This is a genomic window from Paenibacillus sp. W2I17, assembly GCF_030815985.1.
Classification (GTDB): Bacteria; Bacillota; Bacilli; order Paenibacillales; family Paenibacillaceae; genus Paenibacillus.
Window position 1 is genome coordinate 859,055 of record NZ_JAUSXM010000001.1, and the last position, 16,358, is coordinate 875,412.

Genomic DNA, 16,358 nt, shown 5'->3' on the forward strand with positions numbered 1-16,358 from the left:
AGCCCTTTTTGTTCCTGTTTATGAAAAAAAACCGTTGATCATTCTCAGATTAACGGTTTTGAAGATTCAACTTTTGTATTCCCTTGCTTTAACTTTTTTTCCTTCAGTAACAAGTGCCTGCTGTATATACTCTGAACTCCATCGTTTTTGACACTTCTTATTTTTTTCCCGAATAAGTTTTTAGAGATCACGATCATTTCCTTAGTTTTTAGTCTAGTCTCGGGAAAATGATACCGTCTTGGATCAGCATACACCTCGTTTAGATTGTTTCTTTTTAGATAGAGAGTTATCAAGCAACGTTGTTACGATGCTAATCACAAGGGCAAGCGCACCGATCCATGGAATATAGTTCAACAAGTTGTGGTTGACAGCTATACCCCCGATACCAGCTCCGGCAGCCATTCCAACTTGTCCAATCGCGCTATGCAAACTTAGTATAATGCCTGAAGCAGCGGAGCGAGACTTATAAAATGTTTAATTGTCTATTCCATCAAATCTGTTACTGCACCTCTTGAAGCAGAGGAAACTAATTTAGCATATTTGGCAAGTACACCGGATTTCACTTTCAGTGGCGGTTGTACCCAAGCTTGCGCTCGAGCGGCCAACTCTTCTTCTGGCACTTCAACCTTAATTTCCTGAATGTCGCTATCAATGGTGATAATATCTCCATTTTGGAGCAAAGAGATCGGTCCACCTACTTGTGCCTCAGGGGATACATGGCCGACTACAAATCCATGCGAGCCACCCGAGAACCTACCATCTGTTATGAGAGCAACTTTCCCACCGAGACCTTTCCCTACAATGAGTGCTGTAACGGAAAGCATCTCAGGCATACCTGGTCCACCCTTCGGTCCACAATAGCGTATGACCAATACGTCCCCTTTTTGAATTTCATCATTCATGATCGCTTCTGTCGCTTCATCTTCGCTATCGTACACCTTTGTCGGTCCGGAAAACTGTTGTATCTTCATGCCTGACATTTTGGCAACAGCGCCTTCAGGAGCTAGGTTTCCTCGAAGCACAACCAGTGGTCCATTTGGTTTAAGCGGATTATTGAGTGGACGTATAATCTCTTGATCATTCTGTAGTGGAGCAGCTTCCGCTAAATTCTCCGCTAACGTTTTACCAGTTACGGTGAGGCAATCCCCATGAAGTAATCCCTCAGCGAGCAATAGCTTCATTACCCCGGAAACACCACCAATATCATTCAAATCCTGCATGACATACTGACCACTTGGCTTCAGATCTGCCAAATGAGGAACACGTAAGCGAATTCGCTCAAAATCATCCAAGGTTAAATCCACTTCTACGGAGTGCGCAATAGCTAGCAGATGGAGAAATGCGTTGGTTGATCCCCCTAGAGCCATAACAACGGTGATCGCATTCTCAAATGCTTTCTTCGTCATAATGTCTCTTGGGTAGATTTCCTGTTCAAGAAGTGAGATGACCTGCTTACCGGCTGCTTCGCATTCCAATGCTTTATCCGCTGAGATAGCTGATGTCGAAGAAGAACCAGGCAAACACATACCCATTGCTTCTGCAGCTGCGGCCATCGTATTAGCGGTATACATCCCCCCACAAGCCCCTGGACCTGGACAAACACTGCATTCGACCTTATGCAATTGTTCATCTGTTATTTTTCCATCTTGATATTGCCCAACGGCTTCAAAAGCTGAAACGATATCCACTTTTTTACCGTCGAGATTACCAGGTTGAATGGTTCCTCCATATACATAAACAGAAGGAATATTCATCCTTCCAATAGCCATCAAACATGCAGGCGTATTCTTGTCACACCCACCGATTGCAACAACGCCGTCAAAACGCTCGGCTCCGGTCACAATTTCAATCGAATCAGCTATAGCTTCCCGACTTGGTAGCGAGAACAACATCCCGCCATGCCCCATCGAGATCCCATCAGAAACGGTAATCGTATTAAAAATTAGTGGAGCACCGCCGTTATTACGTGCGCCCCGCTTAGCTTGCACCGCTAAATCATTGATGTGCATATTACACGGTGTTACTTCACTCCACGTACTTGCTATTCCGATCATTGGCTTTTTAAAATCCTCATCTTGAAATCCAACTGCACGCAGCATCGCTCTGTTCGGTACCCGGTTAGCACCTTCACTGATTACCTTGCTTCGAATGCGAAGATCTTTTTTATTTTCCATGTTTCTTCCCTCATTTCAAAGTATTTCGTTCAGTTCCTGCATCGGTCGAATAAAATTTTGTTTCATTAAATTATGGGCATCGTTGCTATTTTTGCCTTCAAAAGCTTTAATAATCTGATCATGTTCTTCAACTGAAGCTAGTGTAGCCGTAATAGGTTGTTTTAAAAATACGTATTTAAATCGCCTAATGTGAATCTGAAGAGATGTATTAAATGTAGCTACATAAGGATTATCTGAGAGCTCCACAATATAATTATGAAATTGCTCATCCACCTCCATAGCCTGATAAACTTGGCCATTTTTAATAGAACTTGCGAATTCCAAATTTATGGATCTTAGTTTCTCGATCTGTTCTGGAACAATAGTTTGGGCGGTGATTTCAGCAGCTAAGGCCTGAAGAGCAGCCATCGTTGAATACATCTTAAAAATATCGTTTTTCTCAATATTCGTTACTTTTGTTTCTTTTCCTGGATGCATGGACACGAGGCCTTGAACTTCAAGTAACTGAAATGCCTCCCGAATCGGTGTCCGGCTGACTCCAAGCGATTCAGCCATTTCCGCATCAATAAGCTTTTCACCTGGTTGCAGTGTTCCATCAATGATCCATCGCTGAATCTGAGAAAACGCTCTTTCTTTTGCGGACATACGGACTGGTAAGGAAAAATCTTTAGGAATTGGCATTGTTTTCATCCTCATTACAATTATTCTTATATGCAATATATCGCATACACAATCGAGAAGCAATTATTATTTCATTTTTTACTCGCTCCATTAAGTTTATCGAGATCACTACCTGTTTTTATTGAGAGTTTGAGACAAAGAAGAAAGACTATAATTTAAGAGTCCTTCTTTGAGAAATGTTACATAAGTAATATATTTTAATGTGATTCTGTTCTTATATAAAATTATTTGCTACTAATGAGGGCTTATGTACTTTATAATCGCCAATCCATCGTCCACCTCGCTTGATGAAACCATTCGGATTTCTGCTTTGTAGAAATCTCTAATTTAAACAGATGAAATATTAATTCACAGTTAGGTATACTCGCTCCATCTCTACTAATCATCATATTTCTCTAATAACTTGTTCTTTATCTCATGTATAAAATCTAATTTTTCTTTACGACTAGTTTCAGCTGGAAAAGGCAACATGTGGGTCCTCCTGTTATCTGGATTTCCTTTATACCTGCCCGTTAGCTTAACGAAAAAGGAGCAACTGCCAACCGGCGAACTGCTCCATGCTATTTTGAATTAATGTCTCCCGCTTGCGTAATGACCTGGCATATGTGATACGGTTCTTAACGGGTCTATAGGCGAAAAAAAAGGAGCTATCTTTGATATTTTTTTACAAGTCATAATGTACTCCGGTTAACTTCTCGGATAATAACCAAAGTCTTTCTGCAAGCTGCACATCCAATGCCTTTTTGGGGAAATCTACAAACTTCGGTTTCTTAGTCTTTAGAGGATTCATTCCTAGCCCTACGTAAATATCTCCGGTGATTGTCGAATCCGTCGCCGCAATAAGTGATGGCCAAGATGATTGATCAGGAGGAGTTCCGAATATTTTCATTAATAGCAGTCCGAATGCTTTGGTTCCCTTCGGTGCGTTTCTCCCGATTCCTGTAGGACTTGTACCAGGATGTACTGCTATAGAAGTGATACCTTTCTTTTTCACACGTCGATTTAATTCTCGGGCAAACAGTATGTTTGAAAGTTTCGAGCGATTGTATCCTGCCATTGGTCTGTATTTCTTATCCATTTTTAAATCAGAAAAATCTATATCACCCATTTGAGCTGACTGTGCGCTAACTGTAACGATTCGACCGTGTTTCTTTTCAATTAATGGCAATAGCAGACCTGTCAACGCGAAGTGTCCAAGATGATTGGTTCCAAAGTGCATTTCAAAACCATCGGCCGTCAGTTCACGAGTGGGAACTGCCATTACCCCAGCATTGTTTATAAGGACGTCTATTCCTTTCACTTTCCCGTGGATCGTGTCGCCAAAGCTTCGAACTGACTTCAGATCAGCCAAGTTTAATGGCTCCACTGTTACATCTATATTTGGTGCCGTTTGTTTCATCTTTATGATCGCTTCTTCGCCGCGCCTAGGATCACGGCTTCCAATGATCACTTTGGCACCGTGCTTCGCTAGCTCTAATGCCGTATAATAGCCCACCCCGCCATTGCCCCCCGTCACGATAGCGGTTTTTCCTCTTAAGTTTGGGAGATCGTCAGGCGTCCAGTTTGGTCTCATGGTTTATTCCTCCGAAAGCTTATATTTTAAAATGTAATTGGGTCATTACTACAGCAAAGCTGTTTCAATCAGTCGTGAATAAACGAGGATTGTTTGATATATCGCGCATGTTCGACTGAATCGATCATGAATCTAGCCACGTCGACACGAGAAATTTTAGCTAGCATGGAAGGAGTAAAAGCACCGTGCTTATATTGCCCTTTGCCCGGCTCATTGGTGAGCCTTGAAGGCTGAACGATAGTCCAGTCCAATCCACTTTTCCGTACAATACCATCCTGCTTTTCCTTATCGTAAAACTCTCGGAACGTTATTAAAGAAACTAGTTTTACAATCATTCTCATCCCAATTCCAAGCTGATCCCTGCTTTCTCTGCTGGTGCCAAAGCCCGTAAGAACGACCAGTCTTTTTACTTTATGCCTTCTCATCGCGTTCACAATTGAACGAGTCCCACGTAAGCATAGATCTGAAGGACTTCCTGCTGTGGCTCCTAAAGCTACAAACACCGCGTCTTGCCCCTCAACAGCCGATCCTACATCCTCTTCACTAAATACATTGCCTTCTACAACTGTTAATCCCTCCCGGGTAAACGGGATTCGATCTGCGGCACGTACAAAGGCTTTTACGGTATGTCCCTTGTTGATCGCTTGGTCAATTAGCTGTAAGCCCGTACCCCCGCTAGCTCCAAAGATGGTAAACTTCATTGTTTTTTGCCTCTCTTTTTATCTGTATTGCCAATAATAAGTGAATATTCGTTTATTATTGGTGTAAAGAACAGCGATGCGTAGCATCGCTTAAAATACTTTATTATGCCTTAATAGCGTCCCAACTCATCTTGATGGCAGAATCTAATTGTTTACTATTCAATATGGTCCCGTTCTTCAAATGTGTTTTCAACAATTCGGCTATTGGCAAGATGGAGTAAACAACTAGCATGTTAATATCCTCTTTCTTCAAGATCTCCTGTCGGATGCCGACTTCAAACATCTCGTAGATCGGTTGAAACTGACTTGCCGTATCCTCTAGGCACCATTTCTGGGGCAAAGGCGAATTCATTATTTGCTCCAGAAACAAAAAATATTCTTTGAAGGATTGAATAAAATCAACATAGTTGCGGATGATAGCCTCAAATCGTTCGTAAACTGTTCGGGTATGATCCACTCCCTGAAACATTTCCTCGCTCATCTTGCCTTTAATCTTCAAGTAGGTCTTATAGAGCAGATCCTCTTTGTTCTCATGGTAAATATAAATCGTCGCTGCCGATACACTCGCTCTTTTGGCAATTTTTGATATCGACGTGTCAGAGAAACCGATCTCATTAATCAGCTGTATGGTCGCGTCATATATTGCTTCGACTTTGTTATCATCTCTATATCTCATGAACCGATAATAAACGATCATTTATTTATTGTCAACATTAAGGTATTGCTTGATTAATTGGGTCTTTTTTTTGCCTCTCTTGTTTACCTGCTGAAAAACTGTCGATTGACCTGTTCTATAAATGGAACTATACTTTTTAGCAAAGAAGGTGAGTAGATGAAACAAATAAGCAGTCGCTTTTCGATGGCAGTCCATATTCTCTCGATGATTACGTTGGATCCCCTATATAGTACAGGTGATCGAATTGCACGTAGCATCAATAGTAACCCTGTTGTAATTAGAAGGATCATGGCCCAGCTCAAAAAAGCAGGGTATATTGAAACAAAACCAGGAGTTGCGGGGGCCTCCCTTCTGGTATCGCCCGAAAGACTAACTCTGCTGGATATCTTTCATGCTGTCGAATCTGTGGAAGGAAATCAGCTTTTCAATTTTCACAAGAATACTGACCCCAATTGCTCTGTAGGTATGAACATTGAATCGATACTATTACCAAAACTCTCTAATGCGCAGAAGGTCATGGAGCATGAACTGGCTTCTGTTACCCTAGCTCAAATTGTGGAGCAAATACGGACAGAGGAAAATGTAAAATAAAGCTACTCCTACGGTGTATGGAGTAGCTTTATTTTACATTTTTTAATTTTTCACCAATCAAGCAGTAGCTTGCGCAGGCTCTACATATTCAATAAAACTGCCATCGGGATGCTGCACAAAAATGCTTGGACCAATAGGACCATACTGATCCCTTATTATAAGGGTATTTTGTTTTTTTAATTCTTCCTTCAATTCGTTCATGGAATCCACATATACCACGGCACGGAGTGATTTAGCAGGCTCCATGGCATCGGGACTTCCAGATACAATAACGTAAGGATATACTGTGGCTAAAGATAAGCCAGCTTCAGGAATGTCCCACGTCCGATCCATAGATCGGTTAGCAAGAGATTCATAATAAGCAACGGTTGATTCAAGTTGCTCGGTAAAAACGGGGATAAAATGATTTAAGATTTTCATGTTAGCCTCCAATTTTTTGTTTTCTAATTATAACCACAATAGTTATAACTGTTTTAGTTATACAAAAACATCTTGATCCTGTCAATTTTTTTCGATGAGTATTCTCATGATTTTGCTTACTTATTTCGTCTACTTGAGATCTTTTTGGTCACTCGATTCCTGGCAATGACATCGTTCTATGACGCCTTAGCTTGGCATCTCTTTTCTACTACACAAAGGGTTGGATAGCTGAGTTTTTCAAACCAAGCAAAAAACACGGTCATGGTTTTCCCCTCTACTTCCTAACTGTGCTGAAGTAAGATTCAACGTTTAGATATACGCCTAATCGGCTATCGGTACAAGTTCTTGTCCCGAGCCAAGGACAAGAACTTGTACCGATAAAATAAAAAAAGCCGCTAAAATAGCGACTTCAATGGTCCCATGTTCTTGTCCCTCGACATCAGCCAATTCTTTATAATCTTTGAGTTAATCCCAGACTACTTCTGTTCCTGCTACGAAGTCATGAATCGCACGTCGATCCTCACGCATACCGACCATAAGAGCACTCACAATAATTCCGATAACCAAAGTTAATACGTACACAAGTCCAGCCACAACAACACAGTAGAAATCTCGATGTTCCTCCAATACAGTTGTTAGTTAGTAGTTCTTCTTCTACTCTCTGGTATGCAGCGGAGCAAACACGCAATAATTCATTTTGGAATGGGCTGGAAAAATATTGTTTCTGCTGAATAGGATCAGAATCGTCAAATTCAAGAGTTTCCTCTGGAGAAGCTTTGATTAACGATTTTAAGTTGCAGTGCTGTGCATGAATGAGCCATTTGAACTGAATTTTATTATCATCCGAGTTTTGAAGCCATCGGAGTATAGTTTGGTCTAAATGTTCCGGTCCTCTCCATTCATTCCAACTGGAAGAATGCAAGTAAGCGAGAAAATGTCCGCATTTACACATAAATGTATGATCCAATTGTTTGTTGGTCAACAAGAAAGGTGTTACTTTACAGTCTGGGCAGGAGTTAATCAACTTACTCTCATAAAACACACATTCATCGAAAAGTTTAAATTGATGGAACCAGGAATGATATCCCTCTTTTAAACAATCCTCACACCAATGAGATCTTTGTGAAACCAATGCTCCCAGGAACTACATAGACCATGGAATGGCTTAATCAGTGATTGAATAATATGATTCTTGTCCCTCAACAATACATATTTTATTCAAAAGTTTAAATGATCTCATCTTCAGGTCTGCCCGTTTGCTTAAGGAAAAAGGAGCAGCTGCCGCGACCGGCATACTGCTCCTATCCATTGAACTGACGTTTCCCGTTATTTAAATGCCGGACATCAGCATCAAATATAGTGTTTGATAGATGTCTACTGATCATTTAATAGTTAAACTAATTTAGAATCTCGCCTTTATCTATTTTCGCCAAACGTTTTCGCCAAACTGCGAGTTGTTCAGGCGTTTGTCGCACCCAATCTTTCACTTCGCCAACAATTTTTAGTGGGGCTTTGCTTCGATATGATCGTGTCGGATTACCTGGAAATTTCTTATCCGTCACATTTGGGTCATTTTCCCATTCGCCTGTCGGCTCAACGAGATACACGCGCGGTACATCACCGCCTTTTGCCAACTCAGCAGCTAACCCAGCCCCATCACGCAAAGCTGTGAAATAAATGTGATTCATCACAACATCCGGATTGTAATTTGAGCGAAAGCCAGGTGTGAGCAAGTCTCCAATCTGCAAATCTGCTCGTGTCCCATGATAAAAAGGACCATTGTCAAGAATTTCAGCCATCTCGCCATCACCCCCAAATTAAGTATGATAATCTATTTTATCATGAAATCTGCCCAATAGCGGAATAGAGACAACGATTCGTCATCGACTTTATAAGTGCGCAGCAGCATGATAAGGAACTGTGCTTCGCTCACGGAATCTTCTGGGTGAAATTTTCCCGTTTCATCCGCTCCGGCGACACTCGAACGAAGCGTCCAGCGATATCTTTGACTTTGGCTGGATTAGTTGCTGGATAGCTCTTACTCTTAGACGCTATGAATACTCGTACCGGCACCGTGGCACGCACTGCCCCGGAGTTGAACGTCACCTTGTAACTGCCCGGCTTAACCCCTCCGAGCATGCCGTCTGCCGAAACTTTCAGACCCGCAGTATGTGTTGAAGATGGTTACTGCTGCTTCAACATTATCTTTTATTATATTTGCTGTTTCGGCTTTGATATTTCGTCGGCGATTAGATGATGAAATACGTAAACATATACAAAAAAGGATCGTTAGCATGTCTGCAAGGATCCCTGTTGTCAGTCCGCTAGTTAAAATCAGCAGCTGATCAATTTGATGCCTTCTTGTTTTGATTAAGCTAACGTTTCCCGTTAGTGTAACGAGTTGTACTCTAACTTGTCATTAATCCTTAATAAAGTACTCATTTACCAACACTATCAAGCCAATGACAAACAATATAACACCCACAATGAACGGGAAACCCAAAGATAAACTCTGTACCACTTCATTTTCATACTGTTCTGCACCAAAGATTGCATACCATAACTTTGATCCACTCCAAGCAGTGATACTTGGGACATATAAAGCAGCAGCCAGTATAATAGCTAAAGATATCAATGACCCCGTAAACAATAATATTCCACCTATTAATACCTTCTTCATTAAAAGTCCTCCAAACGATCTCTCTTAAGCTTTTGGGTTCCATAGGATAGCAGTGGAATTAATCTTGAGCTTCTTCAAATAACTCTCTGAGCATCCGATCCTTGTTATTTACAAACTCTTTCATAATCATATAATGGTCGGTTTCTTCCAATACTTGGACCTCGATACCATCCGGCTTTAGATTGTAAATAATCGAATCTGGGTATGCCATAAGGATCGGGGAATGGGTCGCAATTATAAATTGAGAGTTTTGCAAAACAAGTTCATGGATTCGTGTCAGCATCGCCATTTGGCGAAGGGGAGACAGTGCAGCCTCAGGCTCATCCAGTATATATAATCCATTCTCCCCGAACCGATGAATGAAAGTGGAAAAGAACGACTCTCCGTGCGATTGCTCATGCAAGGACTTGCCACCGTACGATTCTATAATAGGGCGAGCGAATGAAGGTTGGCTGTCCAACTCATCGATCGTTGTGGCTAAATTATAATAACTCTCTGCCCGGAAGAAGAAGCCATCCCTCGGGCGTCGCGGACCTCTGATCAATTGTATATATTCATATAAGCTCGAGTGAGTAGCCTGGGTTGAAAAGGAAAAGTTGATCGTCCCACCCTCCGGGTTAAATCCCCATGCGACAGCAATGGACTCCATCAGTGTTGATTTGCCCATCCCATTTTCACCTACGATATAGGTTACCTTGGGGTGGAAATCAAGAGTATTTAGGTTTCGAATGACCGCCAAATCAAAGGGGTAACGATTATAGGTGGATACTTGTTGCCGCTTAAGCTGAATTTGTCGTAAATAGGGATGCTGTATATTAATATAGTTCACTCCCTTTTAAAACTTTGATCGTTATGCTTACCTATGTTGGGAAACGCTGACTCATGTTAGTCTCGCCCTTTAGTTTACTCCATCAAACAAATAATACCACATACCGAAACTAACCTGCCCGTTAGTTTAATGAATCAGATAAATGTTCTAATCGACATCGGTACCATGTTCTTAAAATCGTTATTCAAACGAAGTCTTATATTAATGTGGGTTTTATCTCGCCATAGGAGTTCCATCATGCTACTATTTAGATAACTATCTAATCTGAAATGACACAATGTTCTTGTCCTTTTGGCAATGGAACCAAGTTCTTGTCCTCAGCTCGGGACACTGCCATTCTTATTTATATGAAAAGAAGTCCGCAGAATCTGCGGACCTAATTGGGTAATACATGATATTCCCTCATATGTGCTTCAAATCAAGAAAATACCTCACGATTACGGAACGCTCGATATGTACCAAGTACAACTACAGCAGTAACTACGGTCATAATAAGCAAATACAACTGTAGATATGACACCTCCACCCTGAATATGGAGTAGTTTACTGGAGTTTGGAACAGTCTCGTTACCCGCATCATTGTACTGAAGGAAAATTCCTCAATCCACTTCGCCCATCCTGGGTTAAAGTTCATCACATCAAATGCCAGATAGGGCACGCCTACAATAGCCACATTAATGATTATGGCAACAAACGCCGTTGAACTGAGCGAAGAGACCCATAGCACAACGCATCCAAAAATCAGGCTGCCTGCCAAGTGTGTGACCAACTGAACAACATAATACTGAAGCGCAGACAACCTATAAGGCGAGAACTCATAATCGAAGCCTTGAAAGTACATGCCTACACTCTGTATTGGGGTATCTGCTCCAGCCAAATTCCCAAACCTCAACCAGTAGATTAGCAAGTTGATACTTGTAAACAAGATGACGCATAGGACAATATATACTATTGAAGCCATCAATTTAGCCGATACGATTTGGCTCTTCCCTCGCTTGCTGCTGCGTACCAACGCTGCCGTTCCCAATGCATATTCCTCTGCGAATACGGGAGCCAGTCCCAGCAAAATCATGATCATCATAAAAAGCACGCCAAATTGATCAATGTATTCCAACAGATAGCCCCAAGGTTTATTGTAGTGAATTTCAGTGACGTTTACGGTCCGTTCCATGACATTCCCGCTATCATCAGTTTTGGTGTAGTTTTTTTTGAATTCCGGCGAAAACATGGAAATCTCATAAAATACGCCATATCGATTCTGATTCGCTTCATCACTGTAACCCTTATTTTGTAACTGTTCCTGTGCAGCCTGAACCTTCTCAGCCGTAATGGCTCCTTCATAGGGTTTGTAGAACGACGTACCCTTCATCGGCCCCGGATGTCCGAGATAGGCATACAGAACAAGCAGCATTAGTAGCCCGGTGAGTGCAAGATAGATACTTTTACGCGTCATTATTTTAACAAATTCATATCGGGTCAAACGAATCACGATGTCGCCTCCTCATCAAAATAGTGCATATATACGTCTTCAAGCCGAGGTGCCTCTGGCATAGCTTGTGGGACAGGCTGTTCTTTTGCCAAGATCCTCGCCACAATACCATCGGACTGATAGGACAATCCGCTTACCTTGAAATGAGAGGTGAGTTCGGCAAGCTGCTGTTCTGTTAACGTTGCAGTCCAAACGCTGCCTTGCATACTGTTCATGATCGCTTCCGGTGTGTTCTGAGTAATCAGTTGACCTTCATTCATCAGAATCATTTCCTTACACGAGAACTCCAGATCAGAGATAATATGCGTCGATAACAGTACAATCCGGTCTCTTCCCAACTCACCGATAATGTTACGAAATCGAATACGTTCCTTCGGGTCAAGGCCAGCCGTAGGTTCGTCGAGAACTAGAATTTGCGGATCATTCAGCAAGGCTTGTGCAATTCCGAGCCTCTGCTTCATACCGCCAGAGAACGTACGAATTTTATGTTGTGCCTGCTTTTCCAGATCAACCATACGTAATGTCTCCTGCACTCGAATAGCGGCTTGATTCGTACTCAGTCCTTTTAACGAACACATGTACATGAGAAATTTGTGAGCACTGAAACGATTATAAAATCCAAAGCGCTGCGGCATATAGCCCAAGATATCGCGATAACGATCCCCCATCTGTTCAATGGATTGCCCATCCAGCATAATTTGTCCGGACGTTGGCTTGGCGATGTCTACAAGCATGCGAAGCAGCGTTGTTTTTCCCGCTCCATTTGGTCCAAGCAGGCCGTAGACGCCACCGCTGGACAGCTCTAACGTGAACGATTTTACGGCCCACTTGTTTCTATACTTCTTGGATACGTTATCCATGGTCAATTTCAAAGGAATAACCTCTTTCCGTTTGTGATGTATATTTTCGCGTCATCTGCCGGATCTGACTGATCAACAGAACCACTCCACATAATGCGACTGCAATAAGTACTGGGGTCTGAATCGATTGTACTAAAGTAACAAATCGGGGATTGCTTAACATAAGCCAGAAAAACCCAAACCATGCGACCAAGAAAATACTAACAGCTGTTCCACCCCGAACACGCATAGCCAGCCACAAACTAGCCCCTGCCGCAATCATCAGTTGGGTATACCACAGACCGACGCCACTCCATGAGATGAAACTTCCTTTTCCGCCAGATACCAATAGCATAAGAAGCAGAACAAATACCATATTTCCTGCAAGCACGACGATCAGACGAGTCAACATCAGCTGTTGTGCCGTAATTTTACAGGTCAGTTCGATCTCCATCAGCCCCTGATCCCGACCTTTGAATACTTCCAGTAATCCGAGAATAAAAGGTACAGGTACCAGAATAAGTCCACTCATATATGGGGATATTGTGCTGCGGGTTCCCAACCAGAATCCGCACAACAGAAGCAATGCGCAAACTAGCCAGTACGATTTGTGGAAAATCATAACCTCACCCCGAACGAGTTGGAACAGTTCAGTAAATGATTTCCCCGGTGATTGCTCCAGATGAACATTCATCTGTCCTGGCATATGTGCATCCAAGGCCCTTATCGTCCTATCGATCTCCATCTCGGATGGATATTCAACCACATAGTCATCCAAAAAAGGGGCAATTTCGGCGTACTCCTCCATCTCCAATTCAGCTCGACGCTTCCTTCTATCTTCGTTTTCTGTACGTTTCATCCCGCTCACCTCCCACAATGATCTCTTTTAATTTCGTTATGCCCAAGCGTATACGTGATTTCACTGTCGACTCATTCGATCCCGTCAGTTCGGCAACCTCTTTAATCTTTAGTCCGTTGTAATAGTTCAGAATTACCGCGTCCCGCTGGTGCTCAGGCAAACTTTGTACCGCCAGCCTGACCTTATCATTCTGAAGCCGTTTATAGAATATGTTCCACACATTCTGGTGCTCACTTGCTGGGAGCGCCTCTTCTGTTAACTCACTCTCTCTGAGTTGTTGCTTGAACTCGCGCCCACGAAAATAATCCATACAATGATTCACTGCTATTTTCAGTAACCAGTGACTGAATTTTCCGTTATCTCGATAATTCCCCAATGAATTCATCATTTTTACAAATACCTCTTGAGTTAAATCAAAAGAGATATGATAATCTCCCGTTTTTCGGTACACATATGAAAATATCGACTTGTAATGCCGCTTCACCAAAACTTCCATTGCAGCCCGACTACCTTCACGAATCTCATGAATTAACTCTTCATCATCCAACGCTCCCTCACCCCCTCAAACTAATTAACGATAACTTGATCATAAAAGATCAAAACTATTTATGTCTTGCTTTATGCATAATGCAAAATTAGCCATTACGAATATTCCTGGGTAGCCCATGTGAAGGTCAAGGCCCTATATTATTAAAAAAGCGGGGAAATTCCTGCTTCCAAGCTGTTGAGAAAGTCTCACCAGCCTATAGATATTCATCTAATCGGTAAGCGGAAGATGTTCTTGTACCCATAAAACAAAAAAGCCACTAAAATAGCGACTTCAATGGGAGTATGTTCGTATCCCGCGACAATATTTTACTCGCAGTATTTTTTTTCTTCATTTTTGGCTCGGGACAAGAACTTGTACCGATAAAACAAAAAAGCCGCTAAATAGCGACTTTAATAGGATCATGTTTTTGTCCCTCGACAACTTTGATATTAAGTATTATCGATATCCGGTAAACATTCACCTCTCTCCACTGCTTTGATCTAAACTTTAAATTTCTCTTGCATAAAACATCCACAGTGCAAAAAATACGATTAAAACAAATAATAAACAAGTTAGTAAGGTGTAGAATATCAAGGGATTAAAGAAACCGGCGATCACGGAGGCAATGCCCAGACCAATGAGAATGATTGCTGTGCTGAGTGTGCCGGCTCTCTGGAGTATCATTACACTCCGCTCGTCATTCTCCTCAATATACTGCTTCTTCAGCTCGGCTTCATTATTACTGGCTTTTATATACCTGACGAGGAAAAAAGCGACGGCCACTTCAACCCCGATAAAAGCGCCTGTGTGAAATCCCTTTATAAAACCAGGTAAATCGGGTAGTCCACCTCGGTAAAATATAAGTCCTACATAGATCAATAGGGTAGCAGCGGCTACCAGTGACAGTACGTTTTTGCGAGTTTTTACTTTAATCTTGTACTTGTCCATTTACATTTCCTCCACTTCGCTGAAATCAAAAACGTCTTCAATGGCGAGTCCAAAAAAATTGGCAATTTTGTAAGCAAGAATAAGGGAAGCCGTATACTTTCCCCTTTCAAGAGAGGTGATGGTTTGCCGGGTAACACCAACAATTCGTCCCAGCTCTTCCTGTGACAGCTTATGCTGCTTACGCAGTTCTGCAATTCTTGTCTTCAAGTGATCACGTCCTTGCAATGTTTACTTTGCATTTTTAGCATAGTTCACTTTGCATTATGTGTCAAGTTAACTTTGCATTGTTACTTACCTCTGAATGCAAAACAAGCAAAGTCCTCTTTGTAAAAGGAGGGCTTGGCTCGGTTGATTTTGTTTATATAAGATGCGAGAAGAGTTTACTTTAACAGAGCAAATGGTTGGAGCGCTTGGTGTTCCCCCTATAGAAACGTATGTAGGCCGTGATTTAATGTTTGTATTGGAAAGTGAAAAAGCTGTTCAAACCGCTACACCTGATACTCTGGAACCAAAGATGGTATACTCGTACACTATTTATTCGGGTCTCGGTGCCACTTATCATCTCCCATTATTCTATCAACAATATGATGGGCTTCCCAAACAGCCGCAATCTCTAATCCTTCGCATTCTTCGCTATTAGAAGGTCTAATTTCTCCTATATGATAAATCAAATATTCTCCTGATATCTTATCAATGATACAGGCAGGTGGGGGCCATGCCTCTTCTTCATCCGGGAATGGACGATTCTCAATAACCGGCCAATCGCCTGATTTCAGTACATCATCATATACACCTACGATAAATTGGTATTCTTCTTCTTGAGGTATCTCTTTTATAGAGTCACTTATAAGATTATAGATTGCAATGCTGGCATCTTTAAGCCTTCTCCCAAAGGCAAACTTACCGTTAGGCAAAGGGATAGCGTAGATATCACCCAATTTTATTCGTTTACGTTTCGTATTTTTCACGGTTTTCCAAACTCCTTCGTTGCGGCTTTGATAAACTTACTGTACTTCTTACTTTCTATTGAGAAAAATAACGATTAAATATACACCTAATCGGAAACGGGACCATGTTCTTGTCTATTTCGGCAATCGGTACAAGTTCTTGTCATAGGCTTGGGACAAGAACTTGTACCGATAAAATAAAAAGCCGCTAAAATAGCGACTTCAATGGGATCATGTTCTTGTCCCTCGACAGATCTTTTGCTTTTTGACTCATGCTTACTTTTGGTAATCTCTTCAGCAATTTTATCTTCACCCTGATCGTGTTTGACCGATGTAATTCTTGCTACTATCTGCATGATTCTTATTCTTTTGATATTTCATTTACCCACCAGAATATCAAGCTAATTCCTGAAATGATGGCA

Annotated in this window: 18 protein-coding genes and 1 pseudogene; 1 reads left to right on the forward strand and 18 read right to left on the reverse strand. The window is 41.7% G+C overall.

The features are described 5' to 3' along the window. Nucleotides 1-482 precede the first annotated feature (482 nt). The 5 genes from ilvD to QF041_RS03865 form a co-directional block, all read right to left on the reverse strand. Nucleotides 483-2,174 (reverse strand): dihydroxy-acid dehydratase, encoded by a 1,692-nt coding sequence (gene ilvD / locus QF041_RS03845; RefSeq protein WP_307412117.1) that lies wholly within the window; start codon nucleotides 2,172-2,174, stop codon nucleotides 483-485. Nucleotides 2,175-2,189: 15 nt separating this feature from the next. Then, complete coding sequence (locus QF041_RS03850; RefSeq protein ID WP_100527506.1) at nucleotides 2,190-2,855, reverse strand: GntR family transcriptional regulator; 666 nt, start codon at nucleotides 2,853-2,855, stop codon at nucleotides 2,190-2,192. A gap of 664 nt (nucleotides 2,856-3,519) precedes the next feature. Beyond that, nucleotides 3,520-4,428 (reverse strand): oxidoreductase, encoded by a 909-nt coding sequence (locus QF041_RS03855; protein ID WP_307412122.1) that lies wholly within the window; start codon nucleotides 4,426-4,428, stop codon nucleotides 3,520-3,522. A 68-nt stretch (nucleotides 4,429-4,496) separates the two neighbouring features. Further along, the gene (locus QF041_RS03860; protein WP_307412125.1) at nucleotides 4,497-5,129 is read right to left on the reverse strand and encodes an NAD(P)-dependent oxidoreductase; all 633 of its coding nucleotides are present in this window, start codon (nucleotides 5,127-5,129) and stop codon (nucleotides 4,497-4,499) included. A gap of 103 nt (nucleotides 5,130-5,232) precedes the next feature. After that, entirely contained in the window at nucleotides 5,233-5,805 is a 573-nt protein-coding gene (locus QF041_RS03865) for a TetR/AcrR family transcriptional regulator (RefSeq protein ID WP_282321199.1), read from the reverse strand. Nucleotides 5,806-5,961: 156 nt separating this feature from the next. Between QF041_RS03865 and QF041_RS03870 the strand changes: the two genes are divergently transcribed. Beyond that, on the forward strand, nucleotides 5,962-6,396 hold the full coding sequence (locus QF041_RS03870) for an Rrf2 family transcriptional regulator (RefSeq protein WP_307412129.1): 435 nt from the start codon (nucleotides 5,962-5,964) through the stop codon (nucleotides 6,394-6,396). Between the two features lie 57 nt (nucleotides 6,397-6,453). On the opposite strand, the gene QF041_RS03875 is transcribed toward QF041_RS03870, so the two are convergent. The 13 genes and pseudogenes from QF041_RS03875 to QF041_RS03935 all read right to left on the reverse strand — a co-directional run bounded on the left by QF041_RS03875 (nucleotide 6,454) and on the right by QF041_RS03935 (nucleotide 16,292). Beyond that, complete coding sequence (locus QF041_RS03875; protein WP_307412132.1) at nucleotides 6,454-6,816, reverse strand: VOC family protein; 363 nt, start codon at nucleotides 6,814-6,816, stop codon at nucleotides 6,454-6,456. 465 nt (nucleotides 6,817-7,281) lie between these two features. Next, a pseudogene (locus QF041_RS03880) lies at nucleotides 7,282-7,416 on the reverse strand (RDD family protein); the annotation flags it as partial. Nucleotides 7,417-8,213: 797 nt separating this feature from the next. Continuing rightward, entirely contained in the window at nucleotides 8,214-8,615 is a 402-nt protein-coding gene (arr, locus tag QF041_RS03885) for an NAD(+)--rifampin ADP-ribosyltransferase (protein ID WP_307412135.1), read from the reverse strand. Between the two features lie 620 nt (nucleotides 8,616-9,235). Beyond that, nucleotides 9,236-9,496 carry a hypothetical protein gene (locus QF041_RS03890; RefSeq protein ID WP_307412138.1) on the reverse strand — a complete coding sequence of 87 codons (261 nt, stop codon included), beginning with the start codon at nucleotides 9,494-9,496 and terminating at the stop codon, nucleotides 9,236-9,238. A gap of 58 nt (nucleotides 9,497-9,554) precedes the next feature. Further along, nucleotides 9,555-10,310: an AAA family ATPase gene (locus QF041_RS03895; RefSeq protein ID WP_373461374.1), complete on the reverse strand. Its 756-nt coding sequence runs from the start codon at nucleotides 10,308-10,310 to the stop codon at nucleotides 9,555-9,557. Between the two features lie 433 nt (nucleotides 10,311-10,743). Continuing rightward, a complete protein-coding gene (locus tag QF041_RS03900; RefSeq protein ID WP_307412141.1) occupies nucleotides 10,744-11,814 on the reverse strand; it encodes an ABC transporter permease subunit in 1,071 nt (356 codons plus the stop codon). Continuing rightward, on the reverse strand, nucleotides 11,811-12,686 hold the full coding sequence (locus QF041_RS03905) for an ABC transporter ATP-binding protein (RefSeq protein ID WP_307412144.1): 876 nt from the start codon (nucleotides 12,684-12,686) through the stop codon (nucleotides 11,811-11,813). Before QF041_RS03905 ends, QF041_RS03900 begins: the two co-directional genes overlap by 4 nt. Further along, nucleotides 12,667-13,512: a hypothetical protein gene (locus QF041_RS03910; RefSeq protein WP_307412147.1), complete on the reverse strand. Its 846-nt coding sequence runs from the start codon at nucleotides 13,510-13,512 to the stop codon at nucleotides 12,667-12,669. Before QF041_RS03910 ends, QF041_RS03905 begins: the two co-directional genes overlap by 20 nt. After that, nucleotides 13,487-14,059, reverse strand: a complete 573-nt coding sequence (locus tag QF041_RS03915) for an RNA polymerase sigma factor (RefSeq protein ID WP_237175107.1) — start codon at nucleotides 14,057-14,059, stop codon at nucleotides 13,487-13,489. Before QF041_RS03915 ends, QF041_RS03910 begins: the two co-directional genes overlap by 26 nt. Nucleotides 14,060-14,548: 489 nt before the next feature. Beyond that, nucleotides 14,549-14,989, reverse strand: coding sequence for a hypothetical protein (locus QF041_RS03920; protein ID WP_307412151.1), 441 nt, complete (start codon nucleotides 14,987-14,989; stop codon nucleotides 14,549-14,551). After that, nucleotides 14,990-15,196, reverse strand: coding sequence for a helix-turn-helix transcriptional regulator (locus tag QF041_RS03925; protein WP_036613900.1), 207 nt, complete (start codon nucleotides 15,194-15,196; stop codon nucleotides 14,990-14,992). It abuts the gene before it with no gap. Between the two features lie 323 nt (nucleotides 15,197-15,519). Further along, nucleotides 15,520-15,957 carry an Imm26 family immunity protein gene (locus QF041_RS03930; protein ID WP_307412155.1) on the reverse strand — a complete coding sequence of 146 codons (438 nt, stop codon included), beginning with the start codon at nucleotides 15,955-15,957 and terminating at the stop codon, nucleotides 15,520-15,522. 86 nt (nucleotides 15,958-16,043) lie between these two features. Then, nucleotides 16,044-16,292: a hypothetical protein gene (locus tag QF041_RS03935; protein ID WP_307412158.1), complete on the reverse strand. Its 249-nt coding sequence runs from the start codon at nucleotides 16,290-16,292 to the stop codon at nucleotides 16,044-16,046. Nucleotides 16,293-16,358 lie beyond the last annotated feature (66 nt).

Coding starts and splice junctions, on each gene's coding strand:
- QF041_RS03855 (WP_307412122.1), bottom strand. CDS start 4,428: ATGAGACCAAACTGGACGCCTGACGATCTCCCAAACTTAAGAGGAAAA.
- QF041_RS03935 (WP_307412158.1), bottom strand. CDS start 16,292: ATGCAGATAGTAGCAAGAATTACATCGGTCAAACACGATCAGGGTGAA.
- ilvD (WP_307412117.1), bottom strand. CDS start 2,174: ATGGAAAATAAAAAAGATCTTCGCATTCGAAGCAAGGTAATCAGTGAA.
- QF041_RS03875 (WP_307412132.1), bottom strand. CDS start 6,816: ATGAAAATCTTAAATCATTTTATCCCCGTTTTTACCGAGCAACTTGAA.
- QF041_RS03850 (WP_100527506.1), bottom strand. CDS start 2,855: ATGCCAATTCCTAAAGATTTTTCCTTACCAGTCCGTATGTCCGCAAAA.
- QF041_RS03865 (WP_282321199.1), bottom strand. CDS start 5,805: ATGAGATATAGAGATGATAACAAAGTCGAAGCAATATATGACGCGACC.
- QF041_RS03920 (WP_307412151.1), bottom strand. CDS start 14,989: ATGGACAAGTACAAGATTAAAGTAAAAACTCGCAAAAACGTACTGTCA.
- QF041_RS03860 (WP_307412125.1), bottom strand. CDS start 5,129: ATGAAGTTTACCATCTTTGGAGCTAGCGGGGGTACGGGCTTACAGCTA.
- QF041_RS03890 (WP_307412138.1), bottom strand. CDS start 9,496: ATGAAGAAGGTATTAATAGGTGGAATATTATTGTTTACGGGGTCATTG.
- QF041_RS03870 (WP_307412129.1), top strand. CDS start 5,962: ATGAAACAAATAAGCAGTCGCTTTTCGATGGCAGTCCATATTCTCTCG.
- arr (WP_307412135.1), bottom strand. CDS start 8,615: ATGGCTGAAATTCTTGACAATGGTCCTTTTTATCATGGGACACGAGCA.
- QF041_RS03910 (WP_307412147.1), bottom strand. CDS start 13,512: ATGAAACGTACAGAAAACGAAGATAGAAGGAAGCGTCGAGCTGAATTG.